We start from the raw sequence: 21,646 nt of genomic DNA on the forward strand, positions 1-21,646 counted from the left end.
TCAGGCCCCGATCGTGATAGATTTGACGTTCACGAACTCCTTCAGGCCGACTTCGCCATGCTCGCGGCCATAACCACTGTCCTTCACTCCGCCGAAAGGCATGTCCGGCGATGCGATTGTATAGGTGTTGATATTGACCATACCGGTGTCGAAATGTTTCGACGCCATCTTGACCGCACGATCGATGTCCTTGCTGAAAATACCGCCGCCGAGCCCGTAGCGGCTATCGTTAGCGATACGCATAGCGTCTTCGTCGTCCTGGGCTTTGATGATCGATGCGACCGGACCAAAGATCTCGTCATCATAGGCAGGCTGCCCGGGTGCCACATCGACCAGCGCGGTGGCGGGGTAGAACCATCCTTTATCATCCGGGATCACGCCACCGGCGACGATCTTCGCGCCTTTGGACACGCTCTCTTCGACCTGCTCGTGGACCTGGTCACGCTGGCTGCGCGACACCATGGGGCCAAGCTGGGTTTCCTCCTTGTTCGGATCGCCCATTTTCACATCATTGAATGCAGCAGCATAGCCCTCGACAAAGGCGTCGTAATTTTTCTCGGTGACGATGAAGCGTTTCGCATTCACACAGGTCTGGCCGTTGTTAAAAATACGACCCTGAACGCAGGCCTTGATGGCCAGATCGAGGTCAACATCATCGAAAACCATATAGGCATCGTTCGAACCGAGCTCGAGCACCGTCTTCTTGGAGACCGCAGCCGCCCGCTGGGCGACCGAACGGCCGGCTTTGTCGCTGCCCGTGAGAGTCACGCCACGAACCAGGTCGTGCTCGATGATGGCATCGGACTGGTCATGGGTGATTAGCAGAACGCCGAACAGGCCCTTTGGCAATCCTGCCGCTTCGTAGATGTCACGCAGCATCAGGCCGCTGCCGGTGCAATTGGCGGAATGTTTGAGCAAAACGCCATTGCCGACCATCAGCGCCGAGATCGAATAGCGGATTGCCTGATAGCAGGGGAAGTTCCACGGCTGGATGCCATAGATGACGCCAAGCGGCGAATAGGTTACGATGCCGCGGCCCTCCGGCACTTCCCGCTCTTCATCGGCGAGCATCTCCGGACCGTGCTTGGCTGTATAATCGCAAATCCCGGCGCATAGCTCGATTTCCTCGCGGGCGTCGCTGAGCAGCTTACCCATTTCATCGGTCATCAACTGGGCGAATTCCTCCTGCGATTCACGCAGCTTGTCCGCGATGGCCGCGATCACTCCGGCACGTTCCTCGAGGCTCTTGAGCCGCCAGTCGAGAAAGGCGTCATGACTTTGCTGCACGACCCGCATGGCCTCGTCGTCCGACATGATCGGATAGGTCTCGAGCGGCTCTTCGGTCAGTGGATTGACGGTTTCTATGGTCTTGTCGGTCATGGGGGATCCTTCATCATTGTGAATTGGTCGGCAGCGCCGGATATTGGGAGGAAGCGTTCAGCCGTATGTCTTGCGATGGTCGTCCAGCGTGCAGGCCGCATGTTCCAGAGCCTTGTCGATTGCCTCCGGGAAGCTTTTTTCGTCGCAATATATTATGCCGCTATGGGCGGCGCAGACGGCCGCCGTATCGGCCCAGTCGCGGGCCATGTCCCGGGCCCAGCGGATATAGTCGTCCGCTGCCCCGGCCCGCTTCTCCAGCCCGTCTGCCAGCTTGGGATGGAAGCGCAGTTGCGGGCCCGGCACGACCTTCTGGACGAGCGAGGGCAGATCGATGACCATCAGCGTGTCGTCCGCATGAACAATGCGGCTTTCCCTGTGTCGTACGATCACCGATCCAACGTGGACACTGTCGTCATCGGAAATGAAGTCAACGCCGGAAGGGATTGAAAAGTCGAGGATATCGGAAAATTGCCGCTGGGTTGCTTCATCTTCGATGAAATGGGGGTCCCAATCGAGCTCCGGCGCCTGCTCGTGATGCCGCCGGGTCCCGATCAGCCGCGCATGGGGCAGCATGTCCTGCATGGCCTGGCAATGGATGGTGTGGAACGGATGGACGTTCAGCACCGCCTCGATCAGGGCGCCGCCTTCGGTCAGCGCCATCAGTTCCTCGCGGTCGGATGTCTCCGGTGCGTAGGAATCGAGCAATATGAACGTACCGCCGGGCTTGCGCACCAGCGACATATGGGTGCCGATATTTATGACGTGGGCGATCTTGAAATCGCCGCGTATGTTCCAGAAATTGTCTGCCAGATGTTTGATCGCAATGCTCCTTGGGGAATTCCGCCGGGGGTTTCCTGAACAACACCCGAGAGTGATATCGGTTCCGGTCACGCTCGAATGATCCGGCGCGAAACAGGTGGATCGCGCGCAGCCATGACTTCACTGTTAGCTATTGAAATCAAACAGCTGCTGCCCGCCGGATGCGGTCATGCCGCCGGTGCGGGATGTTGGGAGAGCAAGAGTGACGCGGCGCTAGCGCAGCTGGCTGTCCTTGCTGCCTCGCCGGTTGAAGCCGGCGGCCTTGCGGCCCGCATCGCGCGCCGACTGACAGACCACACAGGTTCTGGTACCGGGCAAGGCGCGGCGCCTGGCGTCGGGAATTTCCTCGCCGCATTCGGCGCAATATCTGGCAGCTTCGCCCGTAGGCATATCGGCCCGTGCGCGCTTGACCGCGTCGGCAATCGTATCGTCTATCTGATCCTGCACCGCGCCATCGCGCGCCCAACCGCCTGCCATAAAAACTCCGAATATATTAGTTGTGGAAATATTCTATCGGGGAATCAACGGCTGGACCGGAAAAAGGTTGCCCACGTCGCCCTGTCGGGCGGAGGCGTCAGCGGAGCGCCGCTTGCCACAGGCTTTGGCCGGACGAATATCGGTACGGAAACACGGGCGCGTTTGACGAATAAGCCGGGGACACCGGATCACGCGACGCAGAAATAGAAACAGGCGGGCCTCTTTTCGAGGTCCCGCCTGTTATTTCTAGAACAAAGCGCGAGAAAAATGGGGGGCGAAACTCTGCCCCCCGGTTTGTTTACTTGTTGACAGCGTCTTTCAAGCCCTTGCCGGCTTTGAATTTTGCTTGGGTCGATGCTGGAATCTGCATCGGTTCGCCGGTGCGCGGGTTGCGGCCGGTGGAAGCTTTGCGCTTGGAGGTCGAGAATGTGCCGAAGCCAACGAGACGAACTTCGCCGCCGCTGGACAATGCACTGCTGATGGAATCAAATACGGCGTCTACCGCTTTGCCGGCATCGCTTTTGCTGAGGCCGCTGTGATCCGCTACGTTACTGATAAGGTCCTGTTTATTCATTATGGGAATCCCCCCTTCTCTAATGGCAATTCGTTTTGAATCGCGCCGTTGTCTGTCGGCAGTAATGCGAAATTATCCGGAACTGTCAAAGAAAAACCGCTGTTTTCTGCGCCAAAGGGCAATTTTTTACGCCAAATGACAGGAAATGAGACGAACGGTTGAGATGCGGTAGCCGTTTCAAATATTTTACTACCGCATTTCACCTTTGTTTCGAAAGCGCGACTCGATGATGAAAGACAATCAGTGGCGCGCTGCGGACCCCGCATCGTCGGCAACCGGGGCTGTAGCGTGGCTGGCCAGCTCGTCTGCATCGCTCCACTCGATCGGTTCCACTTTTTCCGCCAGCGCTTCGGCCAGCACTTCATCGACATGGCTCATCGGAATGATCTTGAGTTTCGACGTGATATTGTCCGGTATTTCGACGAGATCCTTCTCGTTTTCCGCCGGGATCAATACCGTGGTGATACCGCCGCGCAGCGCCGCCAGGAGCTTCTCCTTCAGACCGCCGATCGGCAGCACGCGACCGCGCAGGGTGACCTCGCCGGTCATCGCGACATCGCGGCGCACCGGAATTCCGGTCAGCGTCGAAACGATCGCAGTGACAATGCCGACACCGGCCGACGGGCCGTCCTTGGGCACTGCGCCTTCGGGCAGATGGATATGGATATCCTTGCGACTGAAGACACTCGGCTTGATACCGTAGGACGGTGCACGCGCTTTCACGAAGGACAGCGCGGTCTGGATCGACTCGTTCATCACATCGCCGAGCGTGCCGGTGGTCTTGATCTGGCCCTTGCCCGATACGGTGACCGATTCAATCGTCAGCAGCTCGCCGCCGACTTCGGTCCAGGCAAGGCCGGTTACCGCGCCGACCTGGTTTTCCTCCTCGCCGATACCGTGGCGATATTTTCTGACGCCGGCATATTCGGAAAGATTGTCGGGCGTGATTTCGACGCTCTTGTAATCGCCTTCGAGAATCCGGCGCAACGCCTTGCGGGCCAGCTTGGCAATTTCGCGCTCGAGAGTCCGGACGCCGGCTTCCCGCGTATAATAGCGGATCAGGTCGCGCAACGCGTCCTCGCGCAGGGCAAATTCACCCTCCTTCAGACCATGCGCCTCGATCTGCTTTTCAACCAGATGGCGTTTCGCAATCTCGACCTTCTCGTCTTCTGTATAGCCTTCGAGGCGGATGATCTCCATCCGGTCGAGCAGAGGCTGCGGCAGGTTGAGCGAATTGGCGGTGGTCACGAACATGACATCCGACAGGTCGATATCGATTTCGAGATAATGGTCCTGGAACTTGTCATTCTGTTCCGGGTCGAGCACTTCGAGCAATGCCGACGCGGGATCGCCGCGGAAATCCTGACCCAGCTTGTCGATCTCGTCGAGCAGGAACAGCGGGTTGGATGTGCCAGCTTTCTTCAGATTGGATACGATCTTGCCCGGCAGCGAACCGATATAGGTCCGGCGATGGCCGCGGATTTCCGCTTCGTCGCGCACGCCGCCCAGCGACTGGCGGACAAATTCGCGACCCGTGGCCCGCGCAATCGAACGGCCAAGCGAGGTCTTGCCGACGCCCGGAGGGCCGACGAGGCACAGGATCGGGCCTTTCAGCTTGTTGGTACGGGACTGGACCGCAAGATATTCGAGGATGCGTTCCTTGACTTTTTCCAGTGCGAAATGGTCATCGTCGAGGACCTTTTCCGCCTGCTTCAGATCCTTCTTGAGCCGGGACTTCTTGCCCCATGGCAGTCCGAGCAGCACATCGAGATAGTTGCGCGTCACCGTCGCTTCGGCCGACATCGGCTGCATGCCCTTGAGCTTTTTCAGTTCGGTGGTCGCCTTGGCTTTCGCTTCCTTGGAAAGCTTCAGCTCCTTGATCTTCTTGCCCAGCTCGGCCAGTTCATCGCCTTCGCCGTCTTCGCCGTCACCCAGTTCCTTCTGGATCGCCTTCATCTGCTCGTTGAGATAATATTCGCGCTGGGTCTTCTCCATCTGGCGCTTGACCCGGCCGCGGATTTTCTTCTCGACCTGCAATACGCCGAGTTCGCCTTCCATGAAGGCAAAGACCATTTCGAGACGCTTGACGGGATCGCTCTCCATCAACAGGCTTTGCTTGTCCGAAACCTTCACATTGATATTGGCAGCGACAGCGTCGGCGAGGCGCGCGGCATCGTCGATTTCGCCCAGCTGCACGACGGTTTCCGCCGGCATTTTCTTGTTGAGCTTGGAATAATTTTCAAACTGGTCAACCACGGACCGCATCAGGGCCGAAGCTTCGGCGCCTTCCGCCGCCTGCTCTTCGAGCAGGTCAATCTCGGCCAGCACATAGCCGTCCGCTTTTTCCTCCAGGGAAATATGTCTGGCGCGCTGCTTGCCTTCGACCAGCACCCGTACGGTGCCGTCGGGCAATTTCAGCAATTGCAATACGGTCGCAACCACGCCGAGATCATAGAGCTGGTCGCGAACGGGATCGTCTTCCGCCGGGTCGAGCTGCGCAACGAGGAAGATTTCCTTGTCCGCATCCATCGCCTTTTCCAGCGCGACCACCGATTTGTCGCGACCGACAAACAGCGGCACGATCATATTCGGGAAGACCACGATGTCGCGCAACGGCAACAGGGGCAGCGATTTCGATTCAGGGGCAGGATTGGCTTCGGTCACGGACATTTTTACTCCAACTTGGTGCGCTGCAACAGCGCCTATGACCACTATATGGTGCCTGTTGGAGACACTTCAAGCGGGATGCGTCCGATCGGCAGGACGGCCTAAAAGGGTAGTTTGAAGCCCGGGGGTAACTGCATACCGCTGGTCATCTTGCCCATTTCCTCGCTGCTGACCGTATCGGCGCGGTTGCGGGCATCGTTGAACGCAGCGGCGACGAGATCTTCCAGCATCTGCTTTTCATCGGCTTTCATCAGGCTGTCGTCGATTGACACCGACAATATCCGGCCTTTGGCTGTGGCCTTCACCTTTACCAGTCCGCCACCAGCCTGACCTTCAACTTCAAGACTATCCAGCTTCTTCTGGGCTTCCTCCATCTGGGTCTGGACCTGCTGCGCGGCTTCTTGCGCCGCTTTCATCATTTCTTCCATCGATTTCATAGCTATGCGCTCCTTGATTCTTGTGGGCGAGGATCTTCGTCCTCCAGCAATATGGCGTCGGGGAAGGCTTCAAAAGCGGCCTTCACCATCGGGGCGTCGAGGATCGCCTGGCGTTCCGCGTCCCTGATCTGCTGCTCCTGTTCAACCAGACTGGGCTGCGCCTCACCCTGCCCTTCGACGATGGTCCACTCCCGACCGGTTTGCTCCTTCAGCGCGTCGGCAATTTTCCGGATATCGGCATCGGCAATAGGACGCGCCGGCTGATAGACGATATTGGGCGGGTCGAGCGAGATCAGCCGCATATCGGCGATCAATATGCTTTCCAGAACGGCAGAAACCCGGCCGACCGCGGTGATGACATCGGCAAATTCGGTGGGCAGCGCGCTGGCCTGGGGCGTCGGAGACGGGACCGGCGCAGCGGCGGCCTGCGCCACCGGTTCGGCGACCGGCGGTGCCGACTGTTGCTCTGGCGATGAAGCCGGAGCCGCCGGAGCGCCCTGTTCAAGCATTTTCGCGAGCTTTCCCGGATCGGGCATGTCGGCGGCGCAAAGCACGCGGAGCAAAGCCATTTCGCAGGCTTCGCGCGGCAGATGCGCCTGCTGGACTTCCTGATAGCCCTTGAGCAGCAACTGCCAGAGCCGGTGCAGGACCGGATAGGAAAGCTGTTCCGACCAGTCGGAAAATTGCTGCCTTGCCTCTTCCGACAAGGTCGGATCACTGGCTCGGCCGACCTTGAAGAGGGTCACCTGATGCGACAGCGACAGCAGCCCGTTCATCAGCGACAAGGGCTCGACACCGATTTTATATTGGTCGGCAATCGCATCGAGCAAGGCTGCGGAATCGCCTTCGAGCAATCTGGCAAACAACCGCCGGACAGCGCCCCGATCTGACAGCCCCAGCATATCGCGAATCTGCACAGCCTTGACCTCGCCATCGCCGTCCATATCGGCATGGGCAATTGCCTGATCGAGGATCGACAGGCCGTCGCGAACCGAACCCTCGGCCGCCTGGGCGATCAGATCGAGCGCTTCCTGCTCTGCAGTCACGCCTTCCTTGCCGACAATCATGCCGAAATGCGCAGAAAGTTGATCCGGGCTGATCCGCTTCAGGTCGAAACGCTGGCAGCGGGAGAGGACCGTGATCGGAACCTTGTTGACCTCGGTGGTCGCAAAAATGAACTTCACATGCGGCGGCGGTTCTTCCAGCGTCTTCAACAGCGCATTGAAGGCGTTTTTCGACAGCATGTGCACTTCGTCGATGATGTAGATCTTGTAGCGCGCGGAGACCGAGGAATAGCGCACCGCCTCGATAATCTCGCGAACATCGTCAACGCCGGTATGGCTTGCGGCATCCATCTCGATGACGTCGATAAAGCTGCCCTCGGCAATGCTGCGGCACGGTTCGCATTTGCCGCATGGATCGATCGTCGGGCCACCCTGCCCGTCTTCGCCGATGCAGTTCAGCGCTTTGGCAATCAGCCGCGCGGTCGATGTCTTGCCGACGCCGCGCACACCGGTCATCAGGAAAGCATGGGCCAACCGGTCGCGCTTGATCGCGTTGCCCAGCGTCTGCACCATCGCATCCTGGCCGATCAGTTCGGAAAATTTCGAAGGCCGATATTTGCGCGCCAGCACCCGATAGGGCTGCGCCGCGCCGGGGGCTGGCTGCTCCGGCGCATCGACACCGCCAGCCGCAAATATATCTTGTGAATCGGACATGAAGGAACAGTTTAGGCGAGAGGCCCCGGCTTGTCGAAGGCTATTCGCGGTGAATTTCGACTCTGCCCGAAAACAGGCGGAAAACCGGCTGAGCCTTTGGTTTCAGGGCTGTTTGAAGGTTGGAACTGCCGCCCAGACATGGCGCCGTTGCAAAGTAGGAGCCGGGCGACCCGCAGAAAAATCGTTGCGGCTGCTTCCTTCCGGACCTGACCGGGTTGGCGACGACTGCGTCCACCCGACTCCCGCTGCGCATATGGTGGGCCTCGGGTAAAATTGCAAGCCGTTAGATGATCTGCATATTATGGCTTTCGCCGGGCATCTGTACGGTCAGGCCATCGAGCTCGGGGGTCAGGGTGATCTGGCAGGCCAAGCGGCTGGTCCGGCGCGCACCCGCGGCCAGATCGAGCATATCCTCTTCCATTTCCGACGCCGGGGGCAATCTGTCAAAATCGGCTGCCCTGACGATGACATGGCAGGTCGAGCAGGCCATTTGCCCTTCGCAAGTTCCCTCGAGCGGCTGGTCATGGATTTGCGCAACGGTAAGCAGATTGTCGCCGTCAGCGGCTTCGACCGAAAGCGTCGTTTCTTCGTCGGAGCTGACGAAATGGACCGTGATCTTGCTCATGATAGCTGATTCTCCGCTGCTTGATTGATCAGACCGGCGGCCCGCTCGATATCTTTCATGCTGTTATAGCGCCCGAATCCCAGACGAATCGATGATTTAATCTGTCCCGGTGCCAGTCCCAGCGCCGCCAGCACATGGCTGGGTCGCCCCGATCCACTGGCACAGGCCGAGCCGGCGGAAAAGGCCACGCCGCGCACATCGGACATCAGCCGGGCGACATCCAGGCCCTGCCGACGGATATTGAGATTGCCGGCATAGCGCCGGTCGAGCGAGCCGTTCACGCTCCAGTCGCCAAACAGGTCGCGCGCTCTATCGGCAAGGCTGACAATATGCTCCCTATCCTGTTCCCGGCGCTCGGCGCATAATTTCGCCGCAGCGCCCAGCCCCGCGCAGAGAGCCGGGGACAGCGTGCCCGACCGCACACCCTGCTCCTGCCCGCCACCGTGGATCAGCGCGGGTATATCGATACCTTCGCGCACCCAGAGCGCGCCAATGCCTTTCGGGCCATAAATCTTGTGTCCCGACAGCGCGATCATATCGGCCTGCTGCGGTATATCGATCCGGCCAAAGCCCTGCACCGCATCGCAGAGCATCAGCGCCCCGGCCCGGTGTGCCATTGCTGCAATCTGCTCGACCGGCTGGATCACGCCAATCTCGTTGTTGACCAGCATCGCGCCCACCAGCGCCGTCTGCGGCCCCAAACATGCTTCCAGTTCTTCCAAGCGCAACAGCCCCTGGGTATCGACAGGAAGCAGATTCGTCTCGAAGCCCTGCGTGCCATACCAGAGCGCGGTGTCGCGCACGGCGGCATGCTCGGTGTCGACAACCGCGATTTCAGCGCGTCCTTGCTGAGTCCGGACCGCTCCCATCGCCAGATTGATCGCCTCGGTGGCGCTGCCGGTAAATATCACCCGCCCGCCGGGGGGACATAAGGCGGCAATCTGATCGCGGGCGAGCTCGACCGCCGCTGCTGCCTTGCGACCCATGATATGGGGGCTGTGCGGGTTACCGAAATTGTCTTTCAGCCAGGGCAGCATCGCGTCGAAAACCTCGGGTGCGAGCGGCGTGGTCGCCTGATTGTCGAGATAGATGGGGTTCATCGGCCGGGTTCAGCTCCGCCGGGATTCTGCAAAGATCGACTTCCACTTGTCGATGAAGGCGTAGATATGCGCCCGGCTGGTGTCCCGACCGATACTGACCCGGATCACCTCGCGCGCCATCTGCGGGTCGGTGCCCATGGCTTCGAGCACATGGCTGGTTTTGAGCGTGCCCGACGAACAGGCGCTGCCGGCGGAGACCGAGAATCCTGCCATGTCGAACTTGATCAGCTGCGTATTGGCGGCCACGCCGGGCATGTGGTAGCTGGCGATGGTGGCGATACGCGGTGCCTTGTCGGCGATCACCGCGCCGCCTTCCTTCTTGATTGCATCGTCGAGGTGCTGGCGCAATTCCGAGGCGCGCCCGGCCCAGTTGGCCGGCGCTTCCAGAGCCGCGGTCATGCCCAGAATATAAGGCAAATTCTGTGTTCCCGAGCGATAGCCCTGCTCCTGCCCGCCATCGGCCTCAAGCAACCGGAGGTCCTTCACCAGCAGGGCGCCGACGCCCGGCGGTCCGCCGAATTTATGACCTGCGACGATGATCATATCGGCTTCCGGCAGCGGCATCTTCCCGATCGATTGCGAACAGTCGGCGAGAAGATGGCACCCGCGGTCGCGCACCACCTTCGCCAGCGCACCGAGATCCTGGATCACGCCGGTTTCATTGTTGACCGACTGGATCGCCACCAGCGCCGGTTCTTCGGCTGCCTTGAGCTGATGGTTGAGATTCATCGGAACGACCAGCCCGTTGCTGTCAACCGGAATCGGCTTCGCATTGCGCGCGAATCGCAGCACCACATCATGCTCGACCGGTGAAATATATTGAGCAGCAGGCTTGGACTTGGTCAGCGCGATCTGCACCGCTTCGCTGGCGCCGCTGGTAAAGATGACATCGCCATCCCAAGCCAAAGCGGTCTTGAACCGCTTGCGCGCGTTCTCCAGCATCGCCTGCGCCGCGCGCCCGTCGGCATGGGGCGACGACGGATTGGCCCAATGCTCGAAACCCTCCATGCAGGCTTTTCTGGCCACATCCAGCATCGGCGCGGTGGCGGCATGGTCGAGATAGATGCGTTTTGTCTCGGTCACGATATTGGCAAAAACTCTCTGGCTTGCGGGATTGAGTTGCGGATTTGTTCACTCTCCCTATATAGACGCTGCATCCAGCGCAAAAGCTATTCTGACTTGTCGCGCTCTGGAAACGACAATCTAGATCGAAGAATTGAAAATCCATGCCTGACGTAATTTTTACCGGACCCGAAGGCCGCCTTGAAGGCCGCTTCAGCCCAGGACCCCGTGACCGTGCACCGGTTGCGATGATTTTGCATCCCCACCCGCAAGCGGGCGGAACGATGAACGACCGGATCACCCAGGCGATGTACAAGACATTCGTCAAGCGCGGCTTTGCAACGCTGCGGTTCAATTTCCGTGGCGTCGGCCGGTCTCAGGGTACGTTCGACAACGGCATCGGCGAATTGTCCGACGCGGCAGCGGCGCTGGACTGGGTCCAGAGCTTTCATCCCGAAGCGCAGACCACCTGGATTGCCGGTTACAGCTTCGGCGCCTGGATCGGCATGCAGCTCCTGATGCGCCGTCCGGAAATCCGCGGTTTCATTTCCGTGTCTCCGCCAGCGAACATGTATGATTTCAACTTCCTGGCACCCTGCCCGTCATCGGGCATCATTGTCCAGGGCGTGAACGACGAAGTCGTGACGCCGAGCGCGGTCCAGAAGCTGGTCGACAAGCTGCGGACGCAGAAACATATCACCATCCATCATGACGAGATTCCCCGCGCCAACCATTTTTATGAAAATGAAATGGACCTGCTGATGGGATCGATCGACAATTATCTCGACATGCGGCTCGCACCGGATTCGCCGATCAAATAAATCGCAGGTCTAGTCGCCGGAATCCGGCGATACAGGCTGATTGCTCTCCGGTGCGGGAATCATCCAGATTCCGACATTGGCGAACATGACGGCGGCTGCCACCAGCATCAGCAGGCCCTGTTTCCGGTTGCTACCCTTGCGCAATATATAGATTCCGCCAGCCAGAAGTGCGGCCCCGGCCAGCATGAGTATCGATAGGATCAGGTCGGACATGCCGGACCGATTACCGCTGCCGCGGCGGACTGACAATGGATTCTTTCACCAATTTCCCGCAGCGATGGCCGCCTCATGCGGCCGCTCCCTGTACGGGATTGCCAAAAGCGCCGGGATCATATAGAACAGACAAGGAACAAACGACAGAAAAAGCGGAACCGGCAGCGTGATCCCCGAACCTCCTCTGCTGATCATCGGCCCGATGGCGAACGATCCGGATCTGGCATATTTGCCATGGTGCGCGACGGCAGCGAAAAATATTATCGTCAATCGCGCCAAGTTCAAAGATCTGGAGATGGTCGAGGTCATTTTCGACGCCATGACCTTCCTCGTCTCTCGCCTGACAGCAGCGGAAATGTCCCATTGTCTCGCGACCGGGAAATACCGGCCTCCGCGTCGCAACCTGCCCGCCTCCGGGTTATCGGCCATCGGCATCGCGCCAGGTGACAATCTGGCCAGCGCGAGTCATCTGCCGACGGTCAACCAACGCTTGCTGCTGCTGGGCAAGTGGATTGGCGAAAGCGTGACCGCAAGCGCGGTGGCCTGGCAGCCATCCGGCAGGATCAGCGATTTCACGGATTTTTGTAACAGCGTGGACCAATATCTGGCTGGCGGGCCCTCACCTGCCAATTTCCGGACGGCGGTCGCATAGGGACGACAGGGTGATTGGGGTCAGCGGCTAGCGCGCACCGTCGCCGTTGTCGCAATCTGCAGGGCAACGGCCCGGTAATACGGGCCATGTTTTAGGGCGAGAGAAAGCCCCTCACCCCCTGCCAAGGCTTGGGCCGCATCGATCCAACGAGCAAAAATTTCCCGTCAGATACGACGCGGCCGGAAAAGGCCTGATTATTAGGCTGCCGTCGGTGCGGCTTCGCGGACATTCTGGTCGACATGTTCGGCAAATTGCTCAAAATTGTTGATGAACAATCTGACCAGCTTTTGCGCGGTTTCGTCATAGGCGCTGGGGTCGGACCAGGTCGAACGCGGATCGAGGATCGCGCTGTCGACGCCGGATACGGCGACCGGCACTTCGAAACCGAAATTCTCGTCGATGCGGAATTCGCCGTCGTTCAGGCTGCCGTCGAGAGCGGCGTTGAGCAAGGCACGGGTTGCCTTGATCGGCATCCGGCTGCCTTCGCCATATTTGCCACCGGTCCAGCCGGTGTTGACCAGCCAGCAACGCACGCCGCCCTTGGCAATGCGTTCCTTCAGCAGATTGCCGTAAACCGACGGGTGGCGCGGCATGAATGGCGCACCGAAACAGGTCGAGAAGGTCGCTTCCGGTTCGGTCACACCGATTTCCGTGCCGGCGACCTTGGCGGTATAGCCGGACAGGAAATGATACATGGCCTGCTCGGGTGTCAGACGGGAGATCGGAGGCAATACACCGAACGCATCCGCGGTCAGCATGATGATATTCTTCGGCACCGGCCCCATATTTTCTTCCGAAGCATTCGGAATGAATTCGATCGGATAGGCACCGCGGGTGTTTTCTGCCTTGCTGTTGTCATCGAGATCAAGTTCCCGGGTCTCCGGATCCATCACGACATTTTCGAGCACCGTACCAAAACGGCGGGTGGTCGCGTAAATTTCAGGCTCCGCTTCTTCGGAGAGACGGATCATCTTGGCGTAGCAGCCGCCTTCGAAATTGAAGACCGCGGTATCGGACCAGCCATGCTCGTCATCACCGATCAGCACACGGCTGGCATCAGCCGAAAGCGTTGTCTTGCCGGTACCCGAGAGGCCGAAGAAAATCGCGGTATCGCCTTCCGGACCGATATTGGCAGAGCAATGCATCGGCATGACCGAATCGAGTGGCAGCAGATAGTTGAGCAGGCCGAAAACCGACTTTTTCATTTCGCCGGCATAAGCGGTGCCGCCGATCAGGATCAGCTTCTCGGTGAGATTGACCGCAATGACCGTCTCGCTGCGCGTGCCGTGGCGGGCTGGGTCAGCCTTGAAGCTCGGCAGATCGATGATCGTATATTCCGGAACGAAAGCCGCCAGTTCGTCAGCTTTCGGCCGCACCAGCATCGTGCGGATGAACAGATTGTGCCACGCCAGTTCGTTGATGATCCGGACATTGACCCGGTGCTCCGGCTGCGAACCGCCGAAAAGATCCTGCACGAACAAAGTGTCTTTCTCGGCCAGGGCAGCGAGGAAATCTTCCTTCAGCGCGGCAAAATGGTCCGGCGTCATGCCGACATTGGTCTTGCCCCACCAGACGCTATCCTCGGTCTCGCCATCGCGGACGATGAACTTGTCATTGGCAGAACGTCCGGTGTGCTTGCCGGTTTCGACGACCAGCGGTCCGTCCTTGGCCAGATGGCCTTCTCCGCGGGAAACGGCGGCTTCTACCAGAGCGGGTGCTCCGAGATTCCAGTGCTGTTCGCCTGAATTGGTGAAACCTTGATCATTTAACGTTACAGACGAAACTTTTGGCACTGATTATCCCCTATGGCTTGAAACGGGTTGAGGTGACGCCGACCCGGCGAATTTGAAATGGCGCTTACTGGACCCTGCCGAGTCGGTCAAATTTCTTCCCGCGACCTGACAAAAATAGAGATATTCCGGCCAGATCGCGACTGATGTGTCAATATCGCTACCGACAAGCTATCTTGTAACATATTATCCCATCTACTAGGTCACTTCCAGCGCAAGTGGCAAAGGAACGCGAAATAATGGCAGCCAATATTGCTCTTGTCGACGACGACCGCAATATATTGACGTCTGTGTCGATCGCCTTGCAGGCGGAAGGTTTTATCACCCGTGTATATTCCGACAGCGAGGCGGCACTGCACGCCATTCTGGAAAATCCGCCGGATCTCGCGGTATTCGATATAAAAATGCCGAAAATGGACGGTCTGGAACTGCTCAGGCGGGTTCGGGAAAAGTCCAATGTGCCGGTCATTTTCCTCACTTCGAAGGATGAGGAACTGGATGAAGCATTGGGATTGGCCATGGGGGCGGATGACTATATCAAGAAGCCGTTCTCCCAGCGGTTGCTGATCGCTCGCGTCCGGTCGATATTGCGGCGGACGGAATTTATGAAATCGGTTGACGAGGGCCAGGATGACGAAGCCGCCGAGCCGCTCGTGCGCGGAAATCTCGAAATGGACCCGGCGCGCCATCTGGTCCGCTGGAAGGACCAGAATGTGACCCTGACGGTCACGGAATTCATGATACTCGAGACGCTGGCCCACCGGCCCGGTGTGGTCAAAAGCCGGAACCAGCTGATGGACGCCGCCTATCAGGACGATGTCTATGTCGACGACCGGACGATCGACAGCCACATCAAGCGATTGCGCCGGAAGTTTCGCGAAGTCGATGCCGAATTTGATGCAATAGATACGCTATATGGAGCCGGTTATCGCTACACCGAATAAAGACGGACAAGAGTGTGATCGCGCGCTGTCGCTGCGCTGGTCTGCCAGGCTGTCGCTCACGACCCGTATTCTGGCGGTCAATGTTCTGGCGATCGCCCTGCTCGCTGGCGGGCTGTTCTATCTCAACAATTATCGCGACCGGCTGACCGAGGAGCGGCTGGTACAGGCCAGAATGCAGCTGACGATTGTCGCCGATGCCCTGTCGGCCGTTGACGCGGAATATAAGAATGCGCTCATCCGCCAATTCTCCAGCCATTTGCGCGCCCGCTTGCGGCTCTACGGGCCGGATGGCGCGAAGGTCATCGACAGCTTCGCGCTGGCAAAGCCCAGCTATGAATTTGTCGATCCGGAAAAGGAGCCGTTCCGCAAGGATCTGGCCCGCCTGCTGGACCGCACGATCGAAAGCCTGGTGTTCAGCGCGCCAATCCCGAAATTCACGGAGCCGGACGAGGACCTCGCCGGCGCCTGGCCCGAACTTGTTGCGGCAAAGGGGGAGACGGAAGCCGTCAGTTCCGTCCGCCTGGCGCCCGACCGCACGCCGGTTATAGCAGCGGGAAAATCCCTGCCCGACGGTACCGGCACCATCCTGCTGACGGCCAATGCCCGCGACATCACCCGGATCGTCAGAGCCGAGCGGTCGAGCGTGTTGCTGGTGATACTGGTGGCCGCCACCGTTTCGATATTGCTTTCGCTGTTTCTCGCCCGGACCATCGTGCAACCGATCAGGAAGCTCGCCCATGCAGCCCTGCGCGTGCGGATGGGACGATCCGATGAAATCGCCATTCCGCGCATGCCGGACCGGCGCGATGAAATCGGCCAGTTGAGCCGCGCTCTGTCGGACATGAGCAGCGCGCTGCGGTATCGCATCAACGCGACGGAGGCCTTCGCCGCCGATGTCAGCCACGAGATTAAGAACCCCCTCGCCTCGTTGCGATCAGCGCTGGAAGGGCTGGAACGGGTCGAGGATCCGGCCCTGCAAAAACAGCTTCTCGACGTGGCCAATGATGATGTCCAGCGAATCGACCGGCTGATCAACGATATTTCCGACGCTTCGCGGGTCGATGCCGAACTGGCGCGGGCCAAATTCGAACCGATCGATATCGGCAAGATGCTCGAACAGTTGCTCGCCGCTCGGGAACAGCGGGCGTCCAATCTCGGCGTGCACATCGCCTTTGCCCGTCCCGCCAAGGATGTCGCCAGGGTGATGGGCGACGGCGGCCGCCTCGAACGCGTGTTCAGCAACCTGCTCGACAATGCGGTGTCTTTCTCGCCCGATGGCGGGCTGGTGGAAATTTTGGCAACGCCCGATGGCGAGGAGATTGTCATCCATGTCGCCGACCAGGGTCCCGGCGTGGATCCCGAACAGCGCGAACAGGTTTTCCAGCGCTTCCATTCCGATCGGCCCGACAGCGAAGCCTTCGGCAAACATAGCGGACTCGGACTGGCAATCGCCAAGACGATCATCGAGGGTCATCAGGGCACGATCCGGATTCTCGACCGGCCCGGCGGCCAATCCGGTGCCTGTTTCGAAATTCGCCTGCCGAAGTCTGCGGCATGAGCAATAGCGGCGAGAGCGGAGAGGCGACGGTCCTGCACGCGACCGCCGTGGCGATAGCCGGTGCAGGCCTGCTGATTCGCGGAAACTCCGGTTCGGGCAAATCCGATCTTGCTTTGCGTCTGATCGACCGGGGCGCCGTCCTGGTCAGCGACGACCAGGTTGCCATAAGGCGCGCCGACCAGGCATTGTTGCTCAGTCCGCCGGCCAGTCTGGCTGGCAAGCTGGAAGTGCGTTCGCTTGGCATAGTGCAATGTGAGCATGTTTCCGGGGTCGAACTGAAACTGGTGATCGACCTGAAAGACCAAGTCGACCGCTACCCGATGGACAGGCAGCTCATGATTTTACTGGGCATGGAATTCCCATCCTGTACATTGGATGCTATGGAGACGAGCGCAGCGATAAAGGCCGAACTGGCCATGCAACGCATAATGCAGGGCGCAATAATATCATGAGCGAAAAACTGGCCAAACCGGTTCTGCTGGTCACCGGTCTCTCCGGCGCAGGCAAAACGACCGCCTTGAAGACGCTGGAAGATATCGGCTGGGAAACGATCGACAATTTTCCGTTCCGTCTGGTCGAGCGCCTGCTGAAAACCCCGCCATCCAGCTCCCGCGGCGACAGCGATCCGCCGCTGGCGATCGGATTCGACAGCCGGACCAGGGGATTTGAACCGGACAAGCTGGTCAAGAGCGTCAAGCGTCTGCAGAAAAAACAGGATTACCAGATCTCCACATTATATCTCGACTGTGCGGGTGGCGAACTGGAGCGGCGCTATAGCGAAACAAGACGCCGCCATCCGCTGGCGCTGGACCGTCCGGCGAAACAGGGGATAGCGCTCGAGCGGACCATGCTCGCGCCGTTCCGCCGCTGGGCGGATCATGTGATCGACACCACCGACCTGACCGCCAACGATCTGCAACGGGAAATCCGGCAGCAGTTCACGCTCGACAAGGATGCAGTCACCACCATCACCCTCACCAGCTTCGGCTTTTCCCGCGGCATCCCCAACAATATCGATCTGTTGTTCGACGTCCGTTTTCTGGCCAATCCCTTCTGGGATCCGGAGCTCAAGCTGAAGACCGGGCTGGACGCGGATGTCGGCGAATATATTGCGCAGGACCCGGCCTATCCCGAGGCAATCGACAAGATACTCGACCTGCTCAAATTCCTGCTGCCGCGTTATCAGGAAGCCGGCAAGGCCTATGTCAACATCGGCATCGGTTGTACCGGCGGGCGGCACAGATCGGTACATGTTGCCGAGCGTCTGAGCAAAGACTTGCGTGCCGGCGGCTTTTCGCCCAATGTCCTGCATCGCAATTTGGCATCAAGGCCAATAGAAGCGCTCGAATCAATGCAGAAATCAAACGGAAACAGGGGAATTTAATCAGGTGATTGGATTGGTCCTCGTCACACACGGGCATCTCGCAACCGAGTTTGTCATTGCCATGGAACATGTGGTCGGCGCGCAAAAGGCGATTGCCGCTATCGGCATCGGTGCGCGTGACGATATGGAAGAACGCCGCAAGGAAATTGCCGATTGCATAGCCAAGGTGGATTCCGGCGACGGCGTTATCATCCTGACCGACCTGTTCGGCGGGACACCTTCCAACCTGGCCATTTCGCTGATGGAAAAAGGCAAGGTGGAAGTCATCGCGGGGGTCAACCTGCCGATGCTCATCCGCCTCGACGGCGCGCGCAAGTGCATGGATATCGGCTCGGCCATTGCCGCTGCCAAGGAAGCGGGCAGAAAATATATCAGCGTCGCCTCCGAGATTCTGGGGAGCGATGCGTGAGCGAGTTCCGGAAAACCGTTGAGATCACAAACAGCCGCGGATTGCACGCAAGAGCCAGCGCCAAGTTCGTAACCTATGTCAGCAAATTGCCCGAGGGCATTGACGTGAAGGTGGCGAAGGACGGAACGGAAGTGACCGGCACGTCCATCATGGGCCTGATGATGCTGGGCGCGGCCAAGGGCGACAGCGTCGAAATCATCGTGTCCGGTGATCAGGCGGAAAGCGCGCTGGAAAAACTGACCGGCCTGATTTTCGACGGCTTCGGCGAAGACTGACACCATGCGTCACCAGATTAGCGGTTTTTCCAATCCGACAATCAAGCGGCTCAGAAGCCTGCGCGAGAAAAAGCATCGCAAACGCGAGGGATTGTTCCTCGCAGAAGGTCTCCGGATCCTGACAGAGGCGCTGGAAAGCGGAAGAACACCGAAGATATTGGTGGTCGTCGAGGACACGGAACTGCATCCACTGGCGCAAAAGATCGAAGCGGCGACAGTGGCCGCGGGCGGCGATGTCATCGAGACCAGCGAGGCGATCATCGCCAAGCTTTCCGGCAAGTCCAACCCGCAATCGATTATCGGCATCTATCCCGATCATCCGGTCCCGCTGTCCGAACTGGATCGATCCACTTCCAATATCTGGCTGGTCGCCCAGGCACTGCGCGACCCCGGCAATCTTGGCACGATATTGCGCACCGGCGATGCGGTGGGCGCCGGCGGTCTGATCCTGATCGATGATTGCGTCGATCCCTTTTCGGTCGAGGCGGTGCGCGCGAGCATGGGTGCTGTGTTTACCCAGCAGATTGTGCAGGCCCGCTGGCCGGATTTTCTGGCCTGGCTGCGCGAAGGCCCCGGCGAACTGGTCGGCACCAGTCTCAACACCGACAAGGATTACCAGTCGGTGGAATATCGCTCGCCCACCTTCCTGCTGATCGGCAACGAGGCGCAGGGCCTGCCGGAAGACTATGAAGCCGCCTGCGATACTTTGGTCAAAATGCCGATGATGGGCAAGGCCGACAGTCTCAACGCCGCCGTCGCTGCCTCGGTCATGGCCTATGAGGTGCTGAACCAGACCCGCCAAAGATAATTTGGCGTCCCGCCCTCTCTATGTTAGCTTGCTGGCGGAGGGGAAAAATATGAAAAAAACACTGATTTTGTCATCGCTGGCAATGCTGGCGCTTGCGGCCTGCGACGCACCTGCCGAAGAAGCACCGGTGGTCGAGGAAAAACTGGGCGACTATAGCGCCATCGGCACCGAACCGGGCTGGACGGTCGATATCAAGGACGAGACTATCGCGTTCACGTCCCAGAACGGCAAGGATTTCACGCTGCCGATCGACCGGACCAAGAAAACCGACAGCGGCTGGGAGCTGAGAGGCTTTTCCGACACCGACAATATCAATCTCTACATCACCAGCGGCGTGGAATGTAATGACGGCATGAGCGATCGCACCTATGCCGATACGGTCAAGGTCGAGGCGAGCGACAGCGGTGTGCTCAACGGCTGCGGCGGAAGCTTCACCGAAAGCCTCCCCGGTCCGGCCTAGAAGCTATTCTGCAGCCCGGTCGCTGATTTCCCGATCGTCCTCGATCAGTTTTTCGGCGACCGAGTCACTATAGCGGGGCAGCGCCTCGACCAACTCAATATCGGACAGATCCCGTTTACCTCGTTCGACTTCTAATGCTTCAAACTTCCTGCCTGTCGCAACGAGCCGACTTTGAAAGCTATTTGCGAATCCGTTGTAGCTTGTAACAGCGCGTCCTAAGTGCGTGCCAACTTTTTGCAAGTCTTCGGCAGCTTTAGCCAATCGCTCATGCATTTCCTTACCTAAAACTGCGATCTCCGCAGCGTTGGCATTCAGAGATTCCTGTTGCCAAACAGAAGCCACTGTCCGCGCAATTGCAACTAAATTAGTGGGAGTTGCCAGTAGAACCTTCTTTTCAAAGGCACTGTCCCAAAGATTCGGATCATGTTCTAGCGCTGCTGCAAGGAAATGTTCGCCTGGTACGAACATGATCACATAATCAGGGGCAGTATCAAACTGAGTTTGATACGACTTTGCGCCTAACGCATTGATATGACTTTTCATCGACAAGCAATGCCTATCTAACGCAGTTTTTTTGTCAGCTTCGGCTTCAGCGGCAAATGCATCCTGATAATCGTTTAACGAAACCTTAGCATCGATAATCAGTGAACGCCCCCCCGGTATTCTTACGATAGCGTCAGGTCGCAAACGCCCTTCATCCGTTTCAATACTTACTTCCATCTGAAAATCAGTATGCTCAGCAAGACCGCATGTTTCGAGCACGTTCTTTAACTGTTGCTCTCCCCACCTTCCGCGTGATTTCGGAGCATTTCGGAGGCTGTTCACCAATCTGGCTGCCTCTTGTTGAACCCTATCTTGACCCTGTCGAACTTGCTCGACGGTCGCTTTTATATCAGCGTAAGACTCAGAGCGTTCCTTTTCGATTTTGCGGATACTTTCTTCGTACGCGGTCAGCCTTTCTTTCACCGGCTGCAAAAGCTTGGCGATCTTTTCGCCGCCCTTTTCACTGGCCTGGTCAAAACGCTGGTCGGCACGTTCCAGAAACTGCCGCTGCGCGGTTTCCAGCATTTTCGAGCCGATTTCGGAAAATTGCGCCGACAGTGCCTCTTTCGCCTCGATCAGCTGCTGCATCTGCTTTTCATGATTGCGCGCATCGGCTTGCAAGGCAGCCAGTTCGGTTCTCGCGGCATCGCGCTCGTCGCGGACGCCGTCGAGCGTAATCCGCAAGGCATCGGTGGCCTGCGCCGCGTCCTTGGCCGACTGTATCGCCTCCTTCGTTGCCTGCGCGGCATCCTTGGCAGGCTTGCTGCCAATAAACCAGCCCAGCGCCAGACCGCCCAGAAGAGCGAGGACGATGGCGAAAATGACGATGACAGGATCCAAATTGACTCCCTTTCCGATAAGAACGAAAAGGGAACTTAGGATCGTTTTGAAGAATAGGCAATACTCGTCAATCCGGGAAAGACAATTCAG

Annotated in this window: 23 protein-coding genes and 1 other RNA gene; 10 read left to right on the forward strand and 14 right to left on the reverse strand. The window is 58.7% G+C overall.

The features are described 5' to 3' along the window. From CHN51_RS16005 to CHN51_RS16055, 11 genes are all read right to left on the reverse strand, one after another. A complete protein-coding gene (locus CHN51_RS16005; protein ID WP_100094910.1) occupies nt 1-1,380 on the reverse strand; it encodes an NAD-dependent succinate-semialdehyde dehydrogenase in 1,380 nt (459 codons plus the stop codon). Between the two features lie 57 nt (nt 1,381-1,437). Then, a complete protein-coding gene (locus CHN51_RS16010) occupies nt 1,438-2,121 on the reverse strand; it encodes a hypothetical protein (RefSeq protein ID WP_123906336.1) in 684 nt (227 codons plus the stop codon). A 291-nt stretch (nt 2,122-2,412) separates the two neighbouring features. Then, entirely contained in the window at nt 2,413-2,676 is a 264-nt protein-coding gene (locus CHN51_RS16015) for a DksA/TraR family C4-type zinc finger protein (RefSeq protein WP_100094912.1), read from the reverse strand. 298 nt (nt 2,677-2,974) lie between these two features. Further along, entirely contained in the window at nt 2,975-3,250 is a 276-nt protein-coding gene (locus tag CHN51_RS16020; protein ID WP_067199217.1) for an HU family DNA-binding protein, read from the reverse strand. Between the two features lie 240 nt (nt 3,251-3,490). Continuing rightward, entirely contained in the window at nt 3,491-5,920 is a 2,430-nt protein-coding gene (gene lon, locus CHN51_RS16025; protein ID WP_100094913.1) for an endopeptidase La, read from the reverse strand. A gap of 98 nt (nt 5,921-6,018) precedes the next feature. Continuing rightward, nucleotides 6,019-6,354: a YbaB/EbfC family nucleoid-associated protein gene (locus tag CHN51_RS16030; protein ID WP_100094914.1), complete on the reverse strand. Its 336-nt coding sequence runs from the start codon at nt 6,352-6,354 to the stop codon at nt 6,019-6,021. 2 nt (nt 6,355-6,356) lie between these two features. After that, the gene (locus CHN51_RS16035) at nt 6,357-8,072 is read right to left on the reverse strand and encodes a DNA polymerase III subunit gamma/tau (protein ID WP_100094915.1); all 1,716 of its coding nucleotides are present in this window, start codon (nt 8,070-8,072) and stop codon (nt 6,357-6,359) included. Nucleotides 8,073-8,223: 151 nt separating this feature from the next. Then, nucleotides 8,224-8,318, reverse strand: an RNA gene (ffs, locus tag CHN51_RS16040) — signal recognition particle sRNA small type. A 37-nt stretch (nt 8,319-8,355) separates the two neighbouring features. Beyond that, complete coding sequence (locus CHN51_RS16045) at nt 8,356-8,697, reverse strand: 2Fe-2S iron-sulfur cluster-binding protein (RefSeq protein ID WP_100094916.1); 342 nt, start codon at nt 8,695-8,697, stop codon at nt 8,356-8,358. After that, nucleotides 8,694-9,797 carry a cysteine desulfurase family protein gene (locus tag CHN51_RS16050; RefSeq protein ID WP_100094917.1) on the reverse strand — a complete coding sequence of 368 codons (1,104 nt, stop codon included), beginning with the start codon at nt 9,795-9,797 and terminating at the stop codon, nt 8,694-8,696. The genes CHN51_RS16045 and CHN51_RS16050 overlap by 4 nt, the downstream gene beginning before the upstream one ends. Before the next feature lie 9 nt (nt 9,798-9,806). Further along, nucleotides 9,807-10,880 (reverse strand): aminotransferase class V-fold PLP-dependent enzyme, encoded by a 1,074-nt coding sequence (locus tag CHN51_RS16055; RefSeq protein WP_276308598.1) that lies wholly within the window; start codon nt 10,878-10,880, stop codon nt 9,807-9,809. A 143-nt stretch (nt 10,881-11,023) separates the two neighbouring features. On the opposite strand from CHN51_RS16055, the gene CHN51_RS16060 reads away from it, so the two are divergent. After that, nucleotides 11,024-11,680, forward strand: a complete 657-nt coding sequence (locus CHN51_RS16060; protein ID WP_100094918.1) for an alpha/beta hydrolase — start codon at nt 11,024-11,026, stop codon at nt 11,678-11,680. A 9-nt stretch (nt 11,681-11,689) separates the two neighbouring features. Here the strand turns inward: CHN51_RS16060 and CHN51_RS16065 are convergent, their stop codons facing one another. Further along, nucleotides 11,690-11,893 (reverse strand): hypothetical protein, encoded by a 204-nt coding sequence (locus CHN51_RS16065; RefSeq protein ID WP_100095702.1) that lies wholly within the window; start codon nt 11,891-11,893, stop codon nt 11,690-11,692. Nucleotides 11,894-12,059: 166 nt separating this feature from the next. On the opposite strand from CHN51_RS16065, the gene CHN51_RS16070 reads away from it, so the two are divergent. Further along, the gene (locus tag CHN51_RS16070) at nt 12,060-12,545 is read left to right on the forward strand and encodes a hypothetical protein (protein ID WP_100094919.1); all 486 of its coding nucleotides are present in this window, start codon (nt 12,060-12,062) and stop codon (nt 12,543-12,545) included. 197 nt (nt 12,546-12,742) lie between these two features. On the opposite strand, the gene CHN51_RS16075 is transcribed toward CHN51_RS16070, so the two are convergent. Next, nucleotides 12,743-14,338 carry a phosphoenolpyruvate carboxykinase gene (locus tag CHN51_RS16075; protein ID WP_100094920.1) on the reverse strand — a complete coding sequence of 532 codons (1,596 nt, stop codon included), beginning with the start codon at nt 14,336-14,338 and terminating at the stop codon, nt 12,743-12,745. A 236-nt stretch (nt 14,339-14,574) separates the two neighbouring features. Here CHN51_RS16075 and CHN51_RS16080 point away from each other — a divergent pair, with 236 nt between their 5' ends. The 8 genes from CHN51_RS16080 to CHN51_RS16115 are packed head-to-tail and all read left to right on the forward strand — an operon-like array spanning nt 14,575 to nt 20,173. Beyond that, the gene (locus tag CHN51_RS16080; protein ID WP_100094921.1) at nt 14,575-15,279 is read left to right on the forward strand and encodes a response regulator transcription factor; all 705 of its coding nucleotides are present in this window, start codon (nt 14,575-14,577) and stop codon (nt 15,277-15,279) included. After that, the gene (locus CHN51_RS16085) at nt 15,251-16,837 is read left to right on the forward strand and encodes an ATP-binding protein (protein ID WP_100094922.1); all 1,587 of its coding nucleotides are present in this window, start codon (nt 15,251-15,253) and stop codon (nt 16,835-16,837) included. The genes CHN51_RS16080 and CHN51_RS16085 overlap by 29 nt, the downstream gene beginning before the upstream one ends. Next, the gene (locus tag CHN51_RS16090; protein WP_100094923.1) at nt 16,834-17,289 is read left to right on the forward strand and encodes an HPr kinase/phosphatase C-terminal domain-containing protein; all 456 of its coding nucleotides are present in this window, start codon (nt 16,834-16,836) and stop codon (nt 17,287-17,289) included. The genes CHN51_RS16085 and CHN51_RS16090 overlap by 4 nt, the downstream gene beginning before the upstream one ends. After that, nucleotides 17,286-18,221 carry an RNase adapter RapZ gene (gene rapZ, locus CHN51_RS16095; protein WP_100094924.1) on the forward strand — a complete coding sequence of 312 codons (936 nt, stop codon included), beginning with the start codon at nt 17,286-17,288 and terminating at the stop codon, nt 18,219-18,221. Before CHN51_RS16090 ends, rapZ begins: the two co-directional genes overlap by 4 nt. Nucleotides 18,222-18,225: 4 nt before the next feature. Continuing rightward, nucleotides 18,226-18,630 carry a PTS sugar transporter subunit IIA gene (locus tag CHN51_RS16100; protein WP_100094925.1) on the forward strand — a complete coding sequence of 135 codons (405 nt, stop codon included), beginning with the start codon at nt 18,226-18,228 and terminating at the stop codon, nt 18,628-18,630. Beyond that, a complete protein-coding gene (locus CHN51_RS16105; protein WP_100094926.1) occupies nt 18,627-18,905 on the forward strand; it encodes an HPr family phosphocarrier protein in 279 nt (92 codons plus the stop codon). The genes CHN51_RS16100 and CHN51_RS16105 overlap by 4 nt, the downstream gene beginning before the upstream one ends. A 4-nt stretch (nt 18,906-18,909) precedes the next feature. After that, nucleotides 18,910-19,713, forward strand: coding sequence for an RNA methyltransferase (locus CHN51_RS16110; protein ID WP_100094927.1), 804 nt, complete (start codon nt 18,910-18,912; stop codon nt 19,711-19,713). A gap of 49 nt (nt 19,714-19,762) precedes the next feature. Then, nucleotides 19,763-20,173 carry a hypothetical protein gene (locus CHN51_RS16115; protein WP_100094928.1) on the forward strand — a complete coding sequence of 137 codons (411 nt, stop codon included), beginning with the start codon at nt 19,763-19,765 and terminating at the stop codon, nt 20,171-20,173. A gap of 3 nt (nt 20,174-20,176) precedes the next feature. Here the strand turns inward: CHN51_RS16115 and rmuC are convergent, their stop codons facing one another. After that, a complete protein-coding gene (rmuC, locus tag CHN51_RS16120; RefSeq protein ID WP_100094929.1) occupies nt 20,177-21,556 on the reverse strand; it encodes a DNA recombination protein RmuC in 1,380 nt (459 codons plus the stop codon). Nucleotides 21,557-21,646: the final 90 nt, after the last annotated feature.

This window comes from Sphingorhabdus sp. YGSMI21, assembly GCF_002776575.1.
GTDB lineage: Bacteria > Pseudomonadota > Alphaproteobacteria > Sphingomonadales > Sphingomonadaceae > Parasphingorhabdus.